This window comes from Pseudomonas sp. Y24-6, assembly GCF_020295325.1.
GTDB lineage: Bacteria > Pseudomonadota > Gammaproteobacteria > Pseudomonadales > Pseudomonadaceae > Aquipseudomonas > Aquipseudomonas gregormendelii.
In genome coordinates this window covers 389,373-410,081 of sequence record NZ_JACBXG010000004.1, presented here as the reverse complement: position 1 = coordinate 410,081, position 20,709 = coordinate 389,373, and the positions used below count along the sequence as shown (strand labels likewise).

Annotated in this window: 21 protein-coding genes; 15 read left to right on the top strand and 6 right to left on the bottom strand. The window is 61.0% G+C overall.

Translation table 11 applies throughout. The annotated features are described in order from the left end of the window. The first annotated feature begins 19 nt into the window (after positions 1-19). The 11 genes from urtB to HYI44_RS10570 all read left to right on the top strand — a co-directional run bounded on the left by urtB (position 20) and on the right by HYI44_RS10570 (position 10,136). The gene (gene urtB, locus HYI44_RS10620) at positions 20-1,522 is read left to right on the top strand and encodes an urea ABC transporter permease subunit UrtB (protein WP_225569371.1); all 1,503 of its coding nucleotides are present in this window, start codon (positions 20-22) and stop codon (positions 1,520-1,522) included. Then, positions 1,522-2,601: an urea ABC transporter permease subunit UrtC gene (urtC, locus tag HYI44_RS10615; protein WP_225569370.1), complete on the top strand. Its 1,080-nt coding sequence runs from the start codon at positions 1,522-1,524 to the stop codon at positions 2,599-2,601. Before urtB ends, urtC begins: the two co-directional genes overlap by 1 nt. Further along, the gene (gene urtD / locus HYI44_RS10610) at positions 2,598-3,467 is read left to right on the top strand and encodes an urea ABC transporter ATP-binding protein UrtD (protein ID WP_045060355.1); all 870 of its coding nucleotides are present in this window, start codon (positions 2,598-2,600) and stop codon (positions 3,465-3,467) included. Before urtC ends, urtD begins: the two co-directional genes overlap by 4 nt. Positions 3,468-3,596: 129 nt before the next feature. Further along, a complete protein-coding gene (gene urtE / locus HYI44_RS10605) occupies positions 3,597-4,295 on the top strand; it encodes an urea ABC transporter ATP-binding subunit UrtE (RefSeq protein ID WP_045060356.1) in 699 nt (232 codons plus the stop codon). 30 nt (positions 4,296-4,325) lie between these two features. Continuing rightward, positions 4,326-5,165: an urease accessory protein UreD gene (locus HYI44_RS10600; RefSeq protein ID WP_225569369.1), complete on the top strand. Its 840-nt coding sequence runs from the start codon at positions 4,326-4,328 to the stop codon at positions 5,163-5,165. Between the two features lie 153 nt (positions 5,166-5,318). Then, positions 5,319-5,621 (top strand): urease subunit gamma, encoded by a 303-nt coding sequence (locus HYI44_RS10595; protein WP_045060358.1) that lies wholly within the window; start codon positions 5,319-5,321, stop codon positions 5,619-5,621. A 9-nt stretch (positions 5,622-5,630) separates the two neighbouring features. Next, positions 5,631-6,164 (top strand): GNAT family N-acetyltransferase, encoded by a 534-nt coding sequence (locus HYI44_RS10590; protein ID WP_122841598.1) that lies wholly within the window; start codon positions 5,631-5,633, stop codon positions 6,162-6,164. Between the two features lie 6 nt (positions 6,165-6,170). Further along, positions 6,171-6,704 (top strand): GNAT family N-acetyltransferase, encoded by a 534-nt coding sequence (locus HYI44_RS10585; protein WP_045060360.1) that lies wholly within the window; start codon positions 6,171-6,173, stop codon positions 6,702-6,704. Continuing rightward, a complete protein-coding gene (locus HYI44_RS10580; protein WP_122841597.1) occupies positions 6,704-7,009 on the top strand; it encodes an urease subunit beta in 306 nt (101 codons plus the stop codon). Before HYI44_RS10585 ends, HYI44_RS10580 begins: the two co-directional genes overlap by 1 nt. 88 nt (positions 7,010-7,097) lie before the next feature. After that, on the top strand, positions 7,098-8,798 hold the full coding sequence (gene ureC / locus HYI44_RS10575) for an urease subunit alpha (protein WP_122841681.1): 1,701 nt from the start codon (positions 7,098-7,100) through the stop codon (positions 8,796-8,798). Positions 8,799-9,008: 210 nt separating this feature from the next. Further along, positions 9,009-10,136 (top strand): sensor histidine kinase, encoded by a 1,128-nt coding sequence (locus tag HYI44_RS10570; protein ID WP_225569368.1) that lies wholly within the window; start codon positions 9,009-9,011, stop codon positions 10,134-10,136. A 63-nt stretch (positions 10,137-10,199) separates the two neighbouring features. Here HYI44_RS10570 and HYI44_RS10565 read toward each other — a convergent pair whose 3' ends face one another. Together HYI44_RS10565 and HYI44_RS10560 are read right to left on the bottom strand one after the other, a co-directional pair. Continuing rightward, positions 10,200-10,505 carry a chaperone modulator CbpM gene (locus tag HYI44_RS10565; RefSeq protein ID WP_122841595.1) on the bottom strand — a complete coding sequence of 102 codons (306 nt, stop codon included), beginning with the start codon at positions 10,503-10,505 and terminating at the stop codon, positions 10,200-10,202. A gap of 23 nt (positions 10,506-10,528) precedes the next feature. Beyond that, on the bottom strand, positions 10,529-11,476 hold the full coding sequence (locus HYI44_RS10560) for a DnaJ C-terminal domain-containing protein (RefSeq protein ID WP_225569367.1): 948 nt from the start codon (positions 11,474-11,476) through the stop codon (positions 10,529-10,531). A gap of 194 nt (positions 11,477-11,670) precedes the next feature. Here HYI44_RS10560 and HYI44_RS10555 point away from each other — a divergent pair, with 194 nt between their 5' ends. Next, positions 11,671-12,945, top strand: a complete 1,275-nt coding sequence (locus HYI44_RS10555) for an Hsp70 family protein (protein ID WP_045060365.1) — start codon at positions 11,671-11,673, stop codon at positions 12,943-12,945. Between the two features lie 121 nt (positions 12,946-13,066). Here the strand turns inward: HYI44_RS10555 and HYI44_RS10550 are convergent, their stop codons facing one another. Together HYI44_RS10550 and HYI44_RS10545 are read right to left on the bottom strand one after the other, a co-directional pair. Continuing rightward, on the bottom strand, positions 13,067-14,080 hold the full coding sequence (locus HYI44_RS10550; RefSeq protein WP_225569366.1) for an AI-2E family transporter: 1,014 nt from the start codon (positions 14,078-14,080) through the stop codon (positions 13,067-13,069). Positions 14,081-14,323: 243 nt separating this feature from the next. Continuing rightward, positions 14,324-14,632 (bottom strand): PsiF family protein, encoded by a 309-nt coding sequence (locus tag HYI44_RS10545; RefSeq protein WP_122841592.1) that lies wholly within the window; start codon positions 14,630-14,632, stop codon positions 14,324-14,326. Between the two features lie 180 nt (positions 14,633-14,812). Here HYI44_RS10545 and HYI44_RS10540 point away from each other — a divergent pair, with 180 nt between their 5' ends. Continuing rightward, positions 14,813-15,700 carry a DMT family transporter gene (locus tag HYI44_RS10540; protein ID WP_225569365.1) on the top strand — a complete coding sequence of 296 codons (888 nt, stop codon included), beginning with the start codon at positions 14,813-14,815 and terminating at the stop codon, positions 15,698-15,700. 100 nt (positions 15,701-15,800) lie between these two features. Here the strand turns inward: HYI44_RS10540 and HYI44_RS10535 are convergent, their stop codons facing one another. Next, complete coding sequence (locus HYI44_RS10535; RefSeq protein WP_122841591.1) at positions 15,801-16,691, bottom strand: lipase family alpha/beta hydrolase; 891 nt, start codon at positions 16,689-16,691, stop codon at positions 15,801-15,803. Positions 16,692-17,007: 316 nt separating this feature from the next. Between HYI44_RS10535 and HYI44_RS10530 the strand changes: the two genes are divergently transcribed. Then, positions 17,008-17,538, top strand: coding sequence for a ferritin-like domain-containing protein (locus tag HYI44_RS10530; protein WP_122841590.1), 531 nt, complete (start codon positions 17,008-17,010; stop codon positions 17,536-17,538). A gap of 58 nt (positions 17,539-17,596) precedes the next feature. Here the strand turns inward: HYI44_RS10530 and HYI44_RS10525 are convergent, their stop codons facing one another. Continuing rightward, positions 17,597-19,666: an AsmA family protein gene (locus HYI44_RS10525; protein ID WP_225569364.1), complete on the bottom strand. Its 2,070-nt coding sequence runs from the start codon at positions 19,664-19,666 to the stop codon at positions 17,597-17,599. Between the two features lie 388 nt (positions 19,667-20,054). On the opposite strand from HYI44_RS10525, the gene HYI44_RS10520 reads away from it, so the two are divergent. Then, the gene (locus HYI44_RS10520) at positions 20,055-20,567 is read left to right on the top strand and encodes a hypothetical protein (RefSeq protein WP_045058950.1); all 513 of its coding nucleotides are present in this window, start codon (positions 20,055-20,057) and stop codon (positions 20,565-20,567) included. The last annotated feature ends 142 nt before the right edge of the window (positions 20,568-20,709 follow it).

The following is a 20,709-nucleotide window of genomic DNA, read 5'->3' as shown; positions in this document are numbered from 1 at the left end:
CCGCGCAAGGCGACTCTCTATGCCCACCGCCCTTTATCGCTTGATCCTGGCCATCGCGCTGTTGCTGCCGATGGCCACTTTTGCCGGCGACGCCGAAGACTTCGTCGCCGCCAATCCGGTTCAACAAGCCAAGCTTCTGGAAGCCTGGGCCGCGCAGCCCGACCCGGCCCGTGTCGAGCTGATCAACGCCTTGCAACAAGGGCAGTTGACCGTCGACGGCCAGCCGAAAACCCTGCGCCTGAACAACCGCCTGCGGGGTCTGATCGACACCGCACTGGCCAGTCACCAACTGCTCGCCGCCGATGCCAAACTGCGTCTGGCGGCCGCACAACAATTGCAGAAAAGCGCCAAACCGGCGCAACTGAAATTCCTCGACCAGCAACTGGCCGCAGAACCGGACGAAAGCGTCCACGCGGCCCTGAGCCTGGCCCTGGCCAATCTGCAGCTGGTCGACACCGACCCAGCCGTGCGCCTGGCGGCCGTGCGCCTGCTCGGGGAAACCGGCGACCCGCTGGCCCGCACCCGCCTTGAAAGCCTGCTGGAACCGGGCGTCGAGGCCGACGCCGGGGTGCGTACCGCCGCCGAAACCAGCCTGGCCCAAGTGAAACGCAAACTGCTGATCGGCGAGGTCCTCGGCCAGGCGTTCAGCGGCATGTCCCTGGGCTCGATTCTGCTGCTTGCCGCCCTCGGCCTGGCGATTACCTTCGGCCTGCTCGGGGTGATCAACATGGCCCACGGCGAGATGCTGATGCTCGGCGCGTACTCGACCTATGTGGTGCAGCTGATGTTCCAGCGCTACGCCCCGCAAGCCATCGAGTTCTACCCGCTGATTGCCCTGCCGGTGGCGTTTTTTGTCACCGCCGCAATCGGCATGGCACTGGAGCGCACAGTGATCCGCCACCTCTATGGGCGCCCACTGGAAACCCTGCTCGCCACCTGGGGCATCAGCCTGATGCTGATCCAGTTGGTGCGGCTGGTGTTTGGCGCACAGAACGTCGAGGTGGCCAACCCGGCCTGGTTGTCAGGCGGCATTCAGGTGCTGCCAAACCTGGTGCTGCCCTACAACCGCATCGTCATCATCGCGTTTGCGCTGTTCGTGGTCGTGCTGACCTGGCTGCTGCTGAACAAGACGCGCCTGGGGTTGAACGTGCGCGCCGTCACGCAAAATCGCAACATGGCCGCCTGCTGCGGAGTGCCGACCGGTCGCGTCGACATGCTCGCGTTCGGGCTCGGCTCCGGTATCGCCGGGCTCGGCGGCGTGGCCCTGAGCCAGATCGGCAACGTCGGCCCTGACCTTGGCCAGAGCTACATCATCGACTCGTTCCTGGTGGTGGTGCTCGGCGGCGTAGGTCAACTGGCCGGGAGCGTCTTTGCCGCATTCGGCCTGGGCATTGCCAACAAGATTCTCGAACCCCAAATCGGAGCAGTACTCGGCAAGATCCTGATCCTCGCGCTGATCATTCTGTTTATCCAGAAACGTCCGCAAGGCCTCTTTGCACTGAAAGGACGGGTGATCGACTGATGAACCAGCCCCTGATGCTCACGGCTACACAAAAGGCCGGCCCCAAGGTCACGATCGCCGTCGGTGCGGTGATTCTCGTGCTGCTGCTGGCACTGCCTTTGCTTTCGCTGTTGCCACCGGACAGCACGTTCCACGTCTCCGCCTACACCCTGACCCTGGTGGGCAAGATCCTGTGCTACGCCATCGTGGCCCTGGCCCTGGATCTGGTCTGGGGTTACGCCGGCCTGTTGTCCCTGGGCCACGGCCTGTTCTTCGCCCTCGGCGGTTATGCGATGGGCATGTACCTGATGCGCCAGGCCTCGGGCGATGGCTTGCCGGCCTTCATGACGTTCCTGTCGTGGACCGAGTTGCCATGGTACTGGACCGGCACCAGCAGTTTTCTCTGGGCCATGTGCCTGGTGGTGCTGGCGCCGGGACTGCTCGCGCTGGTGTTCGGCTTCTTCGCCTTTCGCTCGCGCATCAAGGGCGTGTATTTCTCGATCATGACCCAAGCGCTGACGTTCGCCGGGATGCTGCTGTTCTTCCGCAATGAAACCGGGTTCGGAGGCAACAACGGCTTCACCAACTTCCGCACCATTCTCGGCTTCGGCATCACCGAACCCGGTACCCGCGCAGTGCTGTTTATTGCCACGGTGCTGTTACTGGTGGCCAGCCTGTACATCGGCTGGCGCCTGGCGCAAAGCAAATTTGGCCGGGTGCTGACCGCGCTGCGCGACGCAGAAAACCGCCTGATGTTCTGCGGCTACGACCCACGCGGCTTCAAGCTGTTTGTGTGGGTACTGAGTGCAGTGCTGTGCGGCCTGGCCGGTGCGCTTTATGTACCGCAAGTCGGCATCATCAACCCGAGTGAAATGTCGCCGACCAACTCCATCGAAGCCGCTGTCTGGGTAGCGCTGGGTGGGCGCGGCACGCTGATCGGGCCGCTGCTGGGCGCCGGCGTGGTGAATGGCATGAAGAGCTGGTTCACCGTGGCCTTCCCCGAGTACTGGCTGTTTTTCCTCGGCGCACTGTTCATCGTCGTGACGCTGTACCTGCCCAAGGGTGTGATCGGCTTGCTGAAGAAAAGGGGCGAACAATGAGAATCACACCGACGGCACAATTCATGCTCGAACCCGCTTTCTTCCCACCGGAACCGAACAAGGATGCTGGCAGCAGCCGGGACGCCATCGGCCTCGGACAGCGCGTGACGCCCGGCCTGAACACCCGTCACGGCACCATCCTGACCCTGGAAGACATCAGCGTCAGCTTCGATGGCTTCCGGGCGCTGAACAACCTGAACCTGTACATCGGCGTCGGCGAGTTGCGCTGCATCATCGGCCCCAACGGTGCAGGCAAGACCACCTTGATGGACGTGATCACCGGCAAGACCCGCCCCAGCCATGGCAAGGCGTGGTTCGGTGAAACCCTTGACCTGACGCAGATGAGCGAAGTGCAGATCGCCCAGGCGGGCATCGGTCGCAAGTTTCAGAAACCGACAGTGTTCGAAGCATTGAGCGTTTTTGAAAACCTTGAACTGGCGCAGAAAACCGACAAGTCGGTGTGGGCCAGCCTGCGGGCTCGCCTGAGCGGTGAACAGAAGGATCGCATCAGCGAGGTGCTGGACACCATTCGCCTGACCAGTTCGGTCAATCGTCCGGCGGGCCTGCTGTCCCATGGTCAGAAGCAGTTCCTGGAAATCGGCATGTTGCTGATGCAGGACCCGCAACTGCTGCTGCTCGACGAACCGGTGGCGGGCATGACCGATGCCGAGACCGAATTCACCGCTGAGCTGTTCAAGCGTCTGGCCGGCAAGCATTCGCTGATGGTGGTCGAGCACGACATGGGTTTTGTCGGCTCGATTGCCGACCACGTCACGGTGCTGCACCAGGGTAGCGTGCTGGCCGAAGGGTCGCTCGCGCAGGTGCAGGAAAACGAGCGGGTGATCGAGGTTTATCTCGGACGCTGATGCACTTCGTAGGAGCGAGCGTGCTCGCGATGGAGATCAACGATTACGCGGGCTGCCTGAATGAACGCTTCGATCTCGGGATCATCGCGAGCAAGCTCGCTCCTACAAGGGTTTTGAGGAGAATTTGGAATGCTGCAAGTCGACAAGCTGCACCAGTACTACGGTGGTAGCCACATCCTGCGCGGCCTGACGTTTGACGTGAAAATCGGCGAAGTCACCTGCCTGCTCGGGCGCAACGGCGTGGGCAAGACCACCTTGCTCAAATGCCTGATGGGCCTGCTACCGGCCAAGGACGGCGCGGTCAACTGGGAAGGGAAACCGATCACTACGTTCAAACCCCACCAGCGGGTGCACGCCGGAATCGCCTACGTTCCCCAGGGTCGGGAAATTTTCGGCCGACTGACCGTCGAAGAAAATCTGCTGATGGGTCTGTCACGCTTTCCCGGCAGCGAAGCGAAGGAAGTCCCGGCGTTCATTTACGAACTGTTCCCGGTGTTGCTGCAAATGAAGCAGCGGCGCGGTGGCGATTTGTCCGGCGGCCAGCAGCAACAGCTGGCCATCGGTCGCGCATTGGCCAGTCGCCCACGCTTGCTGATCCTTGATGAGCCCACTGAAGGTATCCAGCCTTCGGTGATCAAGGAAATCGGCGCGGTCATCAAGAAGCTTGCCGCCCGCGGGGACATGGCGATTTTGCTGGTCGAGCAGTTCTACGATTTTGCTGCCGAACTCGCCGATCAGTACCTGGTGATGTCCCGCGGCGAGATCGTGCAGCAGGGGCGCGGCGAAAACATGGAAGCCGAAGGTGTGCGCGGCCTGGTAACCATCTAACCTGCAGCGTCCAGACGATCATTGGTACTTATGAACTTACCTGTTTCTCCTGCCCTGTTTACCCCGAGCTGGCACGCCGAGCTGGAATTGGGCTATGCCAGATTCGGCGACAGCACGCGCCCGGTACTGCGCCGCCACATGGGCCCGTTGCGGGTGCAAAAACACCTGTATGCCGAAGGCCCCGAAGTGTGCCAGCACATCATCGTGCACCCGCCCGGAGGTATTGCCGGCGGTGATAGGCTGGACATCAGCGCCAGCGTGGGTCGCGATGCCTGGGCGCAAATCACCAGCCCCGGTGCGGCCAAATGGTATCGCGCCGCAGGGCCCGCCTATCAGCAACTCGAATTGAAAGTCAGCGCAGGCGCGACACTGGAGTGGGTGCCCCAGGAGACCATCATTTTCAGCGCCGCGCAGGCAGAGCTCAGCACGTCCATCGACCTGGAAGGCGATGCGCGGCTGTTCTACTGGGACGTCGTGGCACTGGGACGGCCGGCCAGCGGCGAGCGCTTTGACCGGGGGCATTTCCAGGCGCAACTCGACATCCGTCGCGACGGCCAGTTGCTCTGGCACGAACGCCAGCGCATTGTCGGGGATGACGGCTTGCTTGACTCGCCTGTCGGGCTGGACGGGCGACCGGTGTTTGCGACGCTGCTGGTAACGGGTGAGATCGACAATGACCTGCTGGAAAAATGCCGGTCTCTACCCAACGACGTCCGCGGGGATTTAACCCAGTTGCCGGGACTTCTGGTCGCCCGATGCCTGGCCAGCGAAGCCCTGTTGGCCCGCAGCTGGATGATTGATTTATGGCGACTGCTCAGGCCGGCGTTGCTCGGCCGCGAAGCGCTGTCACCGAGAATATGGAGCACCTGAACACATAACCTGGAGGAGCCGGCTTGCCGGCGATGGCGGCCGGTCAGGCGCCTGATCGGGTGAATGTGCCGACGCCATCGCTGGCAAGCCAGCTTCCACAAGGTTACCTGTGAACAGGTTCGAATTTTTTACTGCCCAAGATGGATTCCAACAATGGACCTGACCCCACGCGAAAAAGACAAGCTGCTGATCTTCACCGCCGGCCTGGTGGCCGAGCGACGTTTGGCACGTGGCGTGAAACTCAATTACCCGGAAGCCATGGCCTACATCTCCGCCGCGCTGCTCGAAGGCGCGCGTGACGGTCAGACCGTGGCGCAGCTCATGCATTTCGGCACCACCCTGCTCAGTCGCGAACAAGTGATGGAAGGCATCCCGGAAATGATCCCGGAAATCCAGGTGGAGGCTACGTTTCCCGACGGCACCAAACTGGTGACCGTTCACCAACCCATCGCCTGAGGACGCGTCATGAACTTCCACATCCGCGATGCCGTCCACGCCGACCTGCCTGCGATCCGCGACATTTACAACGATGCCGTACTGAACACCACGGCCATCTGGAACGAGCAGGCGGTCGACCTGGGAAACCGCCAGGCCTGGTTCAGCGCCCGGCAATCACAGGGTTATCCGATTCTGGTCATCGTCGACGGCGACAACACTGTACTGGGCTACGCTTCATTCGGTGACTGGCGGCCGTTCGACGGTTTCCGCCACACGGTGGAACACTCGGTGTATGTGCGCAGCGACCAGCGTGGCAACGGCCTCGGCCCGCAGCTGATGACCGTGCTGATCGAGCGCGCCAAAGGCTGTGACAAGCACATCATGGTGGCCGCCATCGAAAGTGGTAACGCCGCTTCCATTCGTCTGCATGAGCGCGCCGGTTTTATCACCACCGGCCAGATGCCCCAGGTCGGCACCAAGTTCGGCCGTTGGCTGGACCTGACCTTCATGCAACTGACGCTCAATCCTGGCGCGCAACCGCCGATCGCCAGCAAGGAGTAATGCCCGATGAACGCCGCCCAACTGCGCCGCGTCAATGTTGAAAGCTTCGCGCACTATCGCCAGGGACTGATCGATCTGCTGCTCGATGCAGTGGGTTATGGCGCCAGTGTCGGATTCATGGCGAACCTGGACGCGGTGCAGGCCCGCGCCTATTTCGACGAAGTCCAGGACAACCTGAACAAGGGCAATGTACTGCTCTGGGTGGTGGTCAAGGACGAACAGGTGCAAGCCAGCGTACAGCTGACCCTGTGCCAGAAAGCCAATGGCCTGAACCGTGCCGAAGTGCAAAAACTGCTGGTGCGCGAGCACGCACGACGTCGTGGCCTGGGGCAACAGTTGATGACCGCCCTGGAAACCGCCGCGCTGCAGCACAAGCGCGGCATGTTGTACCTCGATACCGAGGCCGGCTCACCGGCCGAAGATTTCTACAAGGCGCTGGGCTACACCCGTGCCGGCCAGATCCCCGACTACGCCTGCGACCCGAGCGGCCAGTACAAGCCGACCGCTCTTTACTACAAGATTCTGCAAGGAGCTCATTGATGATTCCCGGTGAATACCAGATCGAGCCCGGCGACATCGAACTCAACGCAGGCCGCCGCACGATCAGCCTGAAGGTGGCCAACAGCGGCGACCGGCCGATTCAGGTTGGCTCGCACTACCATTTTTTTGAAACCAACGACGCGCTCACCTTCGACCGTGCGGCCAGTCGCGGCATGCGCCTGAACATCCCTGCCGGCACTGCCGTGCGTTTCGAACCGGGGCAGAGTCGGGAGGTCGAGCTGGTCGACCTGGCGGGAAATCGCCGGGTGTTCGGGTTTGCCGGGCGGATCATGGGTGACCTTTGAGCAATGCGGTGCTTGCAGTGGCCCCATCGCGGGCAAGCCTTGCTCCCACAGGTGAGCCTAAAACACAATTGAACCCCAAGGCATGCGCATGAAAATTTCCAAACAAGCCTACGCCGACATGTTCGGCCCCACCGTCGGTGACAAGGTCCGCCTGGCGGACACCGAGCTGTGGATCGAAGTGGAAAAAGACTTCACCACCTACGGCGAAGAAGTGAAGTTCGGCGGCGGCAAAGTCATCCGCGACGGGCAGGGCCAGAGCCAGCTCTTGGCCGCTGAAGTCGCCGACACCGTGATTACCAATGCACTGATCATCGACCATTGGGGCATCGTCAAAGCCGATGTTGGCCTCAAGGATGGACGCATCGCCGGCATCGGCAAAGCGGGCAACCCGGACGTGCAACCCGACGTGACCATCGCCATCGGCGCCAGCACCGAAATCATCGCCGGCGAAGGCATGATCCTCACCGCTGGCGGCATCGACACCCACATCCACTTCATCTGCCCGCAGCAGATCGAAGAGGCGTTGATGAGTGGCGTTACCACCATGATCGGCGGTGGCACAGGCCCGGCCACCGGCACCAACGCCACCACCTGCACCTCCGGGCCGTGGCACCTGGCACGGATGCTTCAGGCGGCGGACGCGTTCCCGATGAACATCGGCCTCACCGGCAAGGGCAACGCCAGCCTGCCGGAGCCGCTGATCGAACAGGTCAAGGCCGGCGCCATCGGCCTCAAGCTGCATGAAGACTGGGGCACCACGCCGGCGAGCATCGACAACTGCCTCAACGTCGCCGACCAGTACGACGTGCAGGTGGCGATCCATACCGACACGCTCAATGAATCGGGCTTCGTCGAAACCACACTCGCCGCGTTCAAGGGGCGCACCATCCACACCTATCACACCGAAGGCGCCGGTGGCGGTCACGCACCCGACATCATCAAGGCCTGCGGCTTTGCCAACGTGTTGCCGAGCTCGACCAACCCGACCCGGCCGTTCACCCGCAATACCATCGACGAACACCTGGACATGCTGATGGTGTGCCACCACCTGGACCCGAGCATCGCCGAAGACGTGGCCTTCGCTGAAAGCCGCATCCGCCGCGAAACCATTGCCGCCGAAGACATCCTCCACGACCTCGGCGCGTTCTCGATGATCAGCTCCGACAGCCAGGCCATGGGGCGCGTCGGTGAAGTGATCACCCGAACCTGGCAGACCGCCGACAAAATGAAAAAGCAACGCGGTGCACTGCCCGGGGATGGTCCCGGCAACGATAACTTCCGCGCCAAGCGCTACATCGCCAAGTACACCATCAACCCGGCGATCACTCACGGCGTCAGCCATGAAGTGGGCTCGATCGAAGTGGGTAAATGGGCCGACCTGGTGCTCTGGCGGCCAGCTTTTTTCGGGGTCAAGCCGACGCTGATCCTCAAAGGCGGTGCGATCGCGGCCAGCCTGATGGGCGACGCCAATGCGTCGATACCCACACCGCAACCGGTGCACTACCGCCCGATGTTCGCCAGCTACGGCGGCTCGCTGCACGCCACCAGCCTGACTTTTATCAGCCAGGCAGCGCACGACGCCGGCCTACCCGAGGCGCTTGGCTTGAAGAAGAAAATCGCCGTGGTCAAAGGCTGCCGTGAGGTGCAGAAAACCGACCTGATCCACAATGATTATCTGCCGACCATCGACGTCGATCCGCAGACCTATCAAGTCAAGGCCGACGGTGTGTTGCTGTGGTGTGAACCAGCGGATGTGCTGCCGATGGCGCAGCGCTATTTCCTGTTCTGACCCCACGTTGAGCAGGCAGGAATCCGGCATGCCAGGTTCCTGCCTGCAGCAACGGCCGATCAGGTGGCCGTTTTAAAGGTGAAAAGGATCTCCAACCGCTGCAGTGACCGCAGAACATTTCCTGATCGAGGCTCGCGCCGCGTAATGGTAGTTTTTAGTGCCCGCCAAAGGGGCTAAGATGCGCCAGACTTCTCCCTCAGGAATCTGGCCATGCGCCTACCCGAATTCATCAGGCAACACGTAGACCGTATCGTCGATGAATGGGAGCAGTTCGCCAGCACCATCACCCCCGCTGCCGAGCACATGGACAGCGTCGCTTTGCGCGACCATGCCCGAGTCATCCTGCTGGCCGCAGCGCGGGACATGACCACCGCACAAAGTGCCAGCGAGCAAATGGCCAAGGCCAAAGGCGAGGGTCCCGAGAAAACCCCAAGCCTGGATGAGGCCGGAGCCAGCCACGGTGAGCTGCGGCACACGGTGGGTTTTGACCTGGTGCAGATGACCAGCGAATTCCGTCACCTGCGCGCCTGCGTGATCCGGCTGTGGGTCGACAGCCTGGACTCACCGGACCTCGCCTACTTCCAGGACATGATCCGTTTCAACGAAGCCATTGACGAAGCCCTGGCGGAGTCCACGGCCGCCTATGCCGAACAGGTCGACCGCTCCAGGGACATCTTCCTGGCGATACTTGGCCATGACCTGCGCGCCCCCTTGCAGGCGGTGAGCATGTCCACGGAATTGTTACTGCGCAAGGCCAAGCTTGAGGGCGACGCTCTGGCCTGCGCCCACAACATCAAGCGTGGCGCCCGGCACATGGCCGTGATGGTCAGCGATCTGCTCGAACTGGTACGTAGCCGCCTGGGCAAGAGCCTGCCGATCGAACCCGCGCCGATGGACCTGGCCGACGCCGCCCACGCGGCCATTGGCGAAGCCTGCGCCGGCAACCCGGAATGTGACCCGAAACTGGTCATCTCGGGCAATACCGAAGGCAACTGGGATCGCGGACGGCTTGATCAACTGTTGCAGAACCTGATCGGCAACGCCCTGCAACACGGCTTGAACAAACGGGATGTCACCATCACCCTGGCCGGCGAACCCGACGCGGTGTGCCTGACGGTGCATAACTTCGGCAAACCGATTTCTGAAGAGGCCATCGGCACCATCTTCGACCCACTGGTACGCAGCGCCGACGAAGAACTGGGCCAGCCGTCCACCAGCCTTGGTTTGGGGCTTTTTATCGTCAATGAAGTGGTGCAAGCCCATTCCGGTACGATCGAGGTGAGTTCCAACGAAACTGACGGCACGCTGTTCACGGTAGTGTTGCCCCGCAACATTTGAGGACTCGCCAGCGTTACGCCAGAACGGGATGCCCTCAAGCGTCCCTGTGCCCAAGCCAGCTACCTACTCAACCACCAACCGCCCCAACCGCTGCTTCAACATCCGGTTTTCCGCCCGAAGCTGCTGCACCTCCTCCAGCAACTCCAGCGCCAGGGCCACCCCTTCCCATTCCAGCTCCAGATCGCGCCGCAGCTTGGCGGCGCGTTTGGCCAGGGCCAGTTCGAAGTCGTTGAATCGCCAATCCTTGGGCGCCGAGCCCTGAGGTTCGAGGATGCCGTGCTCGACGATTTCGATCACGTAGACGTCCGACAAGTCGGTCGCTTCGCAGAATTCGGCCAGGTCCAGATGAACGATCAGGGGGTTGCTCATGATGGGCTACTCCGTCTGTTGACTCAGAAGTTCTCTCTTGGGTTGAACGCAGCTTTGTCTGCCAGTTCCTGCCACAGCGCCTTGACCTCGTCGCTGGCGGCTTTGGGCATCACGGCCTTGAGCTGGATGAACAGGTAGCCGCGTTCGCCGGCCTTGTTCAGCAGGCCGTGGCCCTTGGCGCGCATGCGCTGGCCGTTCTGGCTGCCTGCCGGGACCTTGAGGTTGATCTTGCCGGTGAGGGTCGGCACCGCGACCTCGGTGCCCAGCGCCAACTCCCACGGGGCCAGGGGCAACGTGATGATCAGGTTTTCGCCCTCGACGTCGTACTTGGGGTGCGGGGCAAAACGAATGATCAGGTACAGGTCGCCATTGGCGCCGCCACCCACACCCGGTGCGCCCTGGCCCTTGAGCCGGATGCGCTCGCCGTCGGTCACGCCGGCCGGAATCTTCACGTTCAGGCTCTTGCTGGTGTTACTGACGTGCTGGCCGGCAGCGTTGTACTGCGGCACCTGGAAACTGACCTTCTTCGATTCGTTCGAAAGGGTCTCTTCCAGAAAAACTGGTAATTCCATTTCCACGTCTTGCCCTCGACGCCCGGCACTGCGGCCCGGCTGTGCACCACCAAAACCGGGACCACGGTTGCCGAAGATCGAACTGAAGAAGTCCGAAAAATCGCCCGTGTCCTGACCACCTCCAAAGCCGCCACCCCCACGCCCCTGCCAACCTGGCGGGCCCTGGAATGGCTGGCCATGCTGGCCGTACTTGCGCAAGTCATCATATTCGGCGCGCTTGTCGGCGCTTTTCAGCGCTTCATAGGCCTCCGAGGCGTCTTTGAATTTGGCCTCGGCGTCCTTTTCCTTACTGACATCGGGGTGGTATTTGCGCGCCAGCTTGCGATAGGCCGCCTTGATGGCCTTATCGTCCGCTGTCGGCTCCACACCGAGAATCTTGTAATAGTCTTTGAAGTCCATCTAAGGATCACCATCCGTTATCAATTCGTTCTGCCACCCGCAGCATGCGCCGCCAGGCTCGATGCAGACAAGTTTGGGGCAAAGGATAGTCTTTCAAGGCGCTATTCGCTTTGATTTAGCGGATAGTCGGCCTTCGAATCTGTGCCGCAGTGACATACACTGCGCGGCCGTTTTTTAACCGGAACTCGAAAGACATGAAAAACGCATCTCCAGCTCGTGCCTGTGGTATCGACTTTGGCACGTCCAACTCCACCGTCGGCTGGATTCGGCCCGGCATGGAAACGCTGATCGCGCTGGAGGACGACAAGATCACCCTGCCATCGGTGGTCTTCTTCAATATGGAAGAACGCCGCCCGGTGTACGGCCGGCTGGCCCTGCACGAGTACCTGGAAGGCTACGAAGGCCGGCTGATGCGCTCGCTCAAGAGCCTGCTGGGCTCCAAACTGATCAAGCACGACACCAGCGTCCTCGGCACCGCGATGCCGTTCAAGGACCTGCTCGGGCTGTTTATCGGCCAGTTGAAAAAGCGTGCCGAAACCGCCGCAGGCCGGGAGTTCGAGGAAGTGGTGCTGGGCCGTCCGGTGTTCTTCGTCGATGACGATGAAATGGCCGACCAGGAAGCTGAAAACACCCTGGTCGACGTGGCCCGGGCCATTGGCTTCAAGGATGTGTCGTTCCAGTACGAGCCGATTGCCGCCGCGTTCGACTACGAGTCGACCATCGAGAAAGAAGAACTGGTGCTGATCGTCGACATCGGCGGTGGTACCTCGGACTTCTCGCTGGTGCGCCTGTCGCCCGACCGTCGCCACAACGACAACCGCCACGATGACATTCTCGCCACCGGCGGCGTGCACATCGGCGGTACCGATTTCGACAAGCAGCTCAGCCTGCAAGGCCTGATGCCGCTGTTCGGCTACGGCAGCCGGATGAAGAGCGGCGCGTACATGCCCACCAGCCACCACATGAACCTGGCGACCTGGCACACCATCAACTCGGTGTACTCGCAGAAGTCCACCCTGGCCCTGGGCAGCATGCGCTATGACATCGAGGACACCGGTGGCATTGATCGCCTGTTCAAGTTGATCGACCAGCGCGCCGGGCACTGGCTGGCCATGGAAGTGGAAGAAACCAAGATCCAGCTGACCCATGCCGAGCACCGTCATGTTCCGCTGGACCGCATTGAGCCGGGTTTGAGCGTGGAATTGACCCGGGCGCTGTTCGAATCAGCCATCGAAGCGCTGCTGGAGCGCGTGCGCAACAGCGTGACCCAGATGCTCAACGACGCCAACGTGCGGGTTGATCAAGTGGATACGGTGTTCTTTACCGGGGGTTCGAGCGGGATCCCGGCGTTGCGCACCAGCGTCTCGGACATGCTGCCCAATGCCCGGCACGTCGAAGGGAATATCTTTGGCAGCATTGGTAGCGGATTGGCGATTGAGGCCAGCAAGCGTTACGGCAGCATGGACTGATCAAAAACCGAGTCCCCTGCATCGCGGGCAAGCCACGCTCCCACAGGTTTGTGCCTGACCTGAAACCTGTGGGAGCGGACTTGCCCGCGATGGCGTCAGATCAGGCAACATCCCTACCGGGTCAAACCATCCCCACCTGCTTCAACTCACTTTTCAGATACGCGTAGTAGATCGGCCCCGCCACTACCCCCGGCAGGCCGAATGCGGCCTCGAACACCAGCATTGCCAAGAGCAACTCCCACGACTTGGCGCTGATCTGCCCACCGACGATGCGGGCGTTGAGGAAGTACTCGAGCTTGTGGATAACGATCAGGTAACCCAGCGCTGCCACTGCCACCCAGATTGACAGCGACAGGCCGACGATGGTGATCAGGGTGTTGGACATCAGGTTGCCAATCACCGGCAACAAGCCCAGCAGGAAGGTCAGGACGATCAGGGTCTTGGTCAACGGCAGCTTGATGCCGAACATCGGCAGCACCACCGCCAGGAAGATTCCGGTGAAGAAGGTGTTGAGCAGGGAAATCTTGATCTGCGCGAAGACGATATTGCGGAATGCCTGCACCAGCAGGTGCAGGCGATCGAACAGCGCGGCGGCCAGCGGCTTGCGTTTGGTCAGGTCCGGAACCCGCTGCAGGGCGATGATCGCGCCCAGCACCATGCCGATCAGCAGCGTCACGAACATGTGCGCCGCATCCTTGCCGACCAGTTGCAGATCGCTCAGGTGCTTGCTCATCCACTCGCCGATTGCCACGCGGAATTCGGCGGCACTGGCCGGCAGATAGGCATCGATGAACGGCGGCAACTGCCCGCGGGCCCGATCGACCACGCCCATGAACTTGTCGAGAGAGGCGCCGGGGTTCTCCGCTTCGTGCAACAGGAAGCTGATCGCACCGGCAAATATCAACGCCAGCACACTGACCACCAGCGTGCCCAGCAGCGCCACCGCCAACCAGCGGGCGCGTCGACCTTCGATCAGCCGCTGCAGCTGCGGGGTCAGCATATTGACCAGTTCAAACACCAGTAACCCGGCCAGCAGGCTTGGCAGCAGGCGCAGGGGAATCACCAACAGCAAGCCACCAAAGATGATGACCCAACTGATGACCAGCAAGACTTGGCGTTGAGAAAACGTTGGCATACAGCCTCAAAACGAACGGCGTAAAAAGGATTGGCAGTCTGCCAGCGTTCCGAACCCAGCACTAGGAAATGTGGGGGAGACTTTTGTCGGGGCTGTGTGGGGCCTGCGGGCCTCGGCGCGGGCCAGTCGAACGTCGCTGCGCCGGCTCCGACTACGATCTCCAGTGCCTGCAGATCCGGCGAACATGCAGCGCTCCTGCGGGAACAAGACCTGCCCGCGACGAGGCCATCACCTACCAGCGCATTATTTTTTCTTCAGGCACTCGCTCATGAATGCCTTGCGCGCATCGCCTTTGAGCGCCTGGGTAGCCGCCGTGGCGTTGCAGGTTTTCATCTTTTCCTGCTGCGGGGTCAGCGCCTTGCCGTCATCGTTGGCCGCCGGCGCCGCCTTCAGGCAGGTGCTCATGAAGGCCTTGCGCTCATCCCCTTTCAAGCTCTTGGCCGTAGCGTCGGCGTTGCAAGTGGTCATTTTGTTCTGTTGGGCCGTGGCCGCGAAACCCTGGGAGCAGAGCAGCAAGCCGATCATCAACAAGGGGGCACGCAACATCTTCATGGAGTTCTCTCCTGGTCGCCGCAGGGAGAAACGCGGCCTTGTGCTGGAGTGTAGACAACACCTGTTACACCTTCCTGCTTTCACGTCATGGCGGCCATTTTGCGCCTCAGGGCCGCCGGCATGGATATGCGCCGCGCAGGCGGGGATAATCCCCCCTCATTAATGTTCTGGTTGTTCCTGATGCAATACGCTTACCCCCTGCTCGCGATCTTTATCTGGGCGGGCAATACCGTCATCAACAAACTCGCCGTAGGGGCGATATTTCCGGCCGAGATCGGTTTCTACCGCTGGCTGCTGGCCGGCGTCCTGTTCACTCCATTCATGCTTAAACCGGTCATCGCCCACTGGCCGCTGATTCGTCCGAACCTGGGGCGAATCTTCGTGCTCGGGGTGCTGGGCATGGCTGTTTATCAGAGCCTGGCGTACTTCGCCGCCACGCTGACGTCGGCTACCAACATGGGAATCATCCTGTCGTTGATGCCGTTGATGTCCCTGGCCATGGCGATCGCCAGCCTGGGCCAGCGCCTGACTGCGGGGGCGCTGGCCGGCGCCGTGCTGTCGTTTGCCGGCGTATTGGTCGTGGTGTCCTCCGGCAGTCTCGGGGTGTTGCTGGAGCATGGAGTGAACCTGGGTGATGCAATGATGCTGGTGGCCACCCTGGCTTACGCGATCTACAGCACGCTGCTGAAGAAGTGGCAACTGCGCTTGCCGCCGCTGGTGTTGCTGTATTTGCAGGTGCTGGTGGCGATAGTCGTGCTGTTTCCGCTGTTCATTGCCTCGCCGAAGATCGGCCCGACGCTGCAGAATATCCCGCTGGTGCTGTACGCCTGCCTGCTGGCTTCGATGCTGGCCCCTTTGGCCTGGATGCAGGCCGTAGTACGCCTGGGGCCGAGCCGGACCACCTTGTTTTTCAATTTGCTGCCGTTGATTACTGCATTGATTGCCGCCGTGGTGCTGCATGAGCAGTTGGCGCTGTATCACTTGGTGGGTGGGGTTTTAACGTTGGGTGGGGTGATTCTTTCGGAGCGGTGGACGACTGTTTTGGGGCGCAGACTCAGGGTTGCCTGATTGAAAAAGATCGCAGCCTTCGGCAGCTCCTACGGATCGTACAACCCGTAGGAGCTGCCGAAGGCTCGGGCCGCGTTCGGACGATCCTTTGATCTTGATCTTACAAGCCCGCCGCTTTCAGCCGCGCCGCATGTTCGACGAACAGGCGGATCGGTTCAGCGCCCTTGCCCACCAGTCCCAGCGACTGATTGACGATGTCAAAGTGATCCAGCGGATAGTCGTCGCCAATCACCGTGCCCAGGTGAGAGCTGTAGCGTCCGACCATGCCGTCGCAATGCCCGGCTTCACGGACGAAGGTCCTGGCGAATAACCGGCAGCTGCGATTGGTCCCGTCAATCAGATTGCGCCCACGATCGGTCTTGCCCGGTTGCAGGGTGCCCGACCACGAGTAGTACCGCACGCCATCCACCAGTTCCGGGCCCTGGCCACCCCAAGTCAGCGGCAAGCCCTGGGGATACCGTTGATTGAACAGCGCCACCCCCTCCGTGGTCAGCGACTGGTGGGAAGCCGGGATATCGACCGGCAACTTCGGCCCGCGATAGCCCGTTTCAAGCAGGCTCATCAAGGCACCAATCAACCGCAGCAACACGCTGAGCACTCGCCCCTTGGCGCTCTGCGCCGGATAGTGCCTTTCCAGGTAGTCCGCCAGTTCAGAGCCATGATTGGGCCCCGCCACCGAAGTCACCGACGCCACCCGGTCGGGACGCATGGCAGCGGCATAGCGCGCGGTCAGCGAGCCCTGGCTGTGGCCGATCAGGTTGACCTTCTCTGCCCCTGTTTCCCGCAGAATCTCGTCAATTCGGGCCAGCAACTGTTCACCACGAACTTCGCTGGAATTGAGGGGAGAGACCTGCACCGCGAACACGGTTGCACCACCACGGCGCAACGCCGAGATGATCCCGTACCAGTAGGGATAAAGCAGCAACCGCACAAACCCGAGCATTCCCGGGACCAGCACCAATGGATAGCGCGGGGCTGAACCTTGCGACATGGGCGGACTTCCTTGTGAGGGACAGGTAGGGCAAGCGCAATGCAAGACCTCAGCCAAGCATCACTGCAACAGATGACAACTCGACGACCGAGACCTTTTTGCAGCAGGACGCACGCGGCATCCACCGGTGCGCGCCCTCCTTTTCGTGGCGACAGGACGATGCGCGTCTGTCGGGCCTGCTGTCGCAGCAGAGCGTATCGGACGGACAGCCGACAATCCCATAAAACTTTTCATTGCGCTCATCACTCACACCTTAAGTAGCGATCACGTCCCCCAGAGCCGTGACGCCAACCGGATTAGCCTCCAGGAGAACGAGATGAGCGACATGCATTTATCTGATGTAACCACCCTGCGCGCCCGCGCCCGGCAGAACGTCGAAAACGGTGCGGTGACCGAAAGCTACAGCGCCGACCTCGACGAAGTGCTGCGCCTGCTCAACGAGTCGCTGGCCACTGAACTGGTGTGCGTGTTGCGTTACAAGCGCCACTACTTCATGGCCAACGGCTTGAAAGCCCACGTTGCGGCCGAGGAGTTTCTCGAACACGCCAAACAGGAAGGCCAGCACGCCGACAGGCTTGCCGAGCGCATTGTGCAATTGGGGGGTGAACCGGAATTCAACCCTGACACGCTGTCCCGCAATTCTCATGCGCAATACGTCGCTGGCAACTCACTGAAAGAGATGGTCTATGAAGACTTGGTGGCCGAGCGAATTGCGATAGATAGCTACAGGGAAATCATTCAATACATTGGAGAGAAAGACCCGACTACCCGGCGTATTTTCGAAGACATCCTGGCTCAGGAAGAAGAGCACGCGGATGACATGGCCGATATTTTGAAGGACCTCTAACCCCACGAGCCTTATCGCCCCCAAGCGACGATAAGGCTCGCCCTTCCTTCACACCAGCCTAGTTCTTTACAGTTTTCGGCGCCTTGCCCGCCTTCATCTGCTCAAGCAGTGGCGCGCACTGATTCGGCTCACCCCCGCTAGGTGCAATCAGTGCCAGCAAGCCGGCGGCCGGGGCGGCTATCACACCCAGGGCCACCATGCCGGCACCACGCAATAACAGTGGTACCGCCTTCACACCCGCATCCGGCTTGATGAACTTGCCCCGCACGTACAGGGGAGATCGCAGGGAGATCAAGCGCCAGCCCTTGGATTCCGGGGTAATCGCCAGGTCCAGTTGCTCGGTCGCCATGTTTGCCGTGCCATCGATATAGATGATCGCGTTCTCGGTATCAAATACAAACAGGCGCGTCGTCGCCAGGCCCGTCTTGATATCGAAGTCGGCAGCCGCGCAGTTGATCTTCACTTCTTTATCGCCAAAGATCTTGCCGACTATATAGTTACCCACATTCAACCCGGCCAGCTCCATCAGCTCACGACTGATCGCACCGTCGTTGATCAGCATCTTCAGATTGCCGTTGGAGGTCGCAAGGAGTTTGGCGACCGAATTGCCTCGCCCGGTGATGTCGGCATCGCCATTAAGCTCGCCGAAACTGGTTTTCATCGGTTCGAAGGTCGGGAACAGCTCCTTGAGCTTGAAGCCCCGCGCGGTCAACTTGGCCTGGCCTTCCAGGGGCTCGGTACGGCCGTTCAGGCGAATTTGCGCATCCAGCTTGCCGCCCGCCACGCCGAAACGCAGGGGCTCCAGGCTGAGCACTCCGTCGGTAAGCACCAGGTGGGTATAGAGGTCGTTAAAAGGCAGCTTTTCGCTGTGGACGATGCGCTTGCCGGTGAATTCGACATCCGCGTCCATGTCGCGCCAGCGTTCAGTCTTGAATTCCTCGACCGGCAGCACCTTGTCGGTCGGCTGCTTGCTGTCGCCACCACGTGCTTTCTGTTTGGCGTTGGAATCCGCACCGATCAGCGGCGCGAGGTCGGCAAACAGCAATTGGTTGGAAACCAGTGCGCCGCTGAGTTTAGGCCTTGGCTGTCCGGCCAGATAGGCCAGGCTGCCGTGAATATCGCTTTCGCCGATCTTGCCGTTGAATTCTTCGTAGCGGAACAGCGCACCGCCAGGTTCATGCAGCTTGGCGATCAAATGGCCGTCCGTAGCATAAGGCGGGGTGTCCGGAAGTGTGACGCCCGTCAGTGGATACAGGTTGCCAAGGCTCGCGCCCGCCAGCTTCAGGCGTAGATCCAGTGCGCCAAGGTTCAGCGGATCGGTCAGAGTGCCGGCAAGTTCCACCCGGGTATCGGCAATACTGATCTTGGCCTGCAGTGGAAACGGTCTGTTCGAGTCCTGCAGCGCCAGCAAGCCACCGATCTTGCCTTCGCCGTTGAGCTTCTGCTGGTGATATTGACCTTTGACCTTGATACCGAATGCGTAATCCTGCGGCGCCGCGCCCTTGTCCTGCGCGGTCTTTGCCGCCTTTTCGCCGACGATATCGCTGAACGGGATTGGCTTGCCGAGCGGGTCGATCAGCACATCAAGTTGGGTTTTAAGGCTCTGGTCATCGAGGGTAACGTGACCCTTGTCGAAACCAATGGCGCCAATGTCCACCACCCAACTGGATGGTTCGGCATCCGGATCCTTGGGATCGAACTGGAACGTCCAGTTCGCACGACCGTCGGCCAGGCGCTGCAGATCGGCATTGGGCCCGGTCAGGTCAATTCTCGGGATGACCACACGCTGCGCCAGCAGAGCCAGGGGCGAAATGCGCAACTCCACGCGCTTGAGCGTGACCATCTGTGGCTGCTTTGACCACTCGGGGTTGCCCAGGCTCAGGTCCTCAGCCACCACATGCGGCCACGGCACCCACGCCCGCCAGCCGCCTTCCGCGGGCTCGCGCTGCCAGACCACAGCCAGGTTGCCGTTTATGGCAAACGGACGGTGCAACTCCTCGGACACCTTGGCATTGAGCGGGGGTTTGATCCGGTTCCAATCGAAGAACACGATGATCAGAACCAGCACCGCCAGCAGGACTGACAAGCTGGCGAGGGTCCAGGCAATTACTTTTCGAGTGCGCGTCATTGCACAGGGCTCCTTGATACGACTGAGCGCCCTGACCGCGACGCACGTTTTGAAAGGCAGGCCAGAACCGGCCTGTCATGAGATCTACGACTGAAAAATGGCCCGCAGGTTTAACCAAAATCCCGATTAATCCTCAAATAATCGGCCCGGGACAGACTGCCCCCTCGATAAGGCGTTACCGACACCGCACTTTTACGTGGCACACGTGAGTCGAAAATACCCACCTCGGTGCGAAAACACCCGCCGGAAACGCCCGGTCTAGAGCCATTTCGCAGAACAATCAATTCCGTTGATTATTACCATTGCGTTTATGAACTTTTATATCGACTTATCGAGAGTAGCATTGACCTCGTACCCACTTTATCGCCCCCCCAAGGAGCAACCCATCATGAAACGCCAATTACTGCTTAGCCTTACCCTTTCCATGCTGGCCAGCACCGCTTTCGCTCTGCCAGCTGCTGACCAGGCTACCCCACAAGTCAAAGACAGCCGCTCGGTATTCAGCCAAACCATCGCTGCCGACGGTTCGGATCGCACTCCACAAGGCCAGACCCTGGCTGAAGGCGGTAACGATCGCTTGAAAGAAAAAGGCCTGATCACCCAGGATGGCTCGGACCGCACTCCACAAGGCCAAACCCTGGCTGCTGACGGTTCCGATCGCACCCCACAAGGCCAGACCCTGGCTGCTGACGGTTCCGATCGTACCCCACAAGGCCAGACCCTGGCTGCCGACGGTTCCGATCGCACTCCACAAGGTCAAACCCTGGCTGCTGACGGTTCCGATCGCACTCCACAAGGTCAGACCCTGGCTGCCGACGGTTCCGATCGTACCCCACAAGGCCAGACGCTTGCCGAAGGTGGTGGTGACCGTGTCATCGAACGCAACAGCGCCTTGAGCTGAGCCCATGGCGGCCCTGAAAAAAAGCCCAGTCTGTCGATTGGGCTTTTGACTTTCTGAAAGCAGCAAATCCCCGCCTTACCCCTCGATAGTCGTTCGACGCAGGCAAAGCCGATTTGCTAGAGTGCGTCGCTGTCCCTGTCCA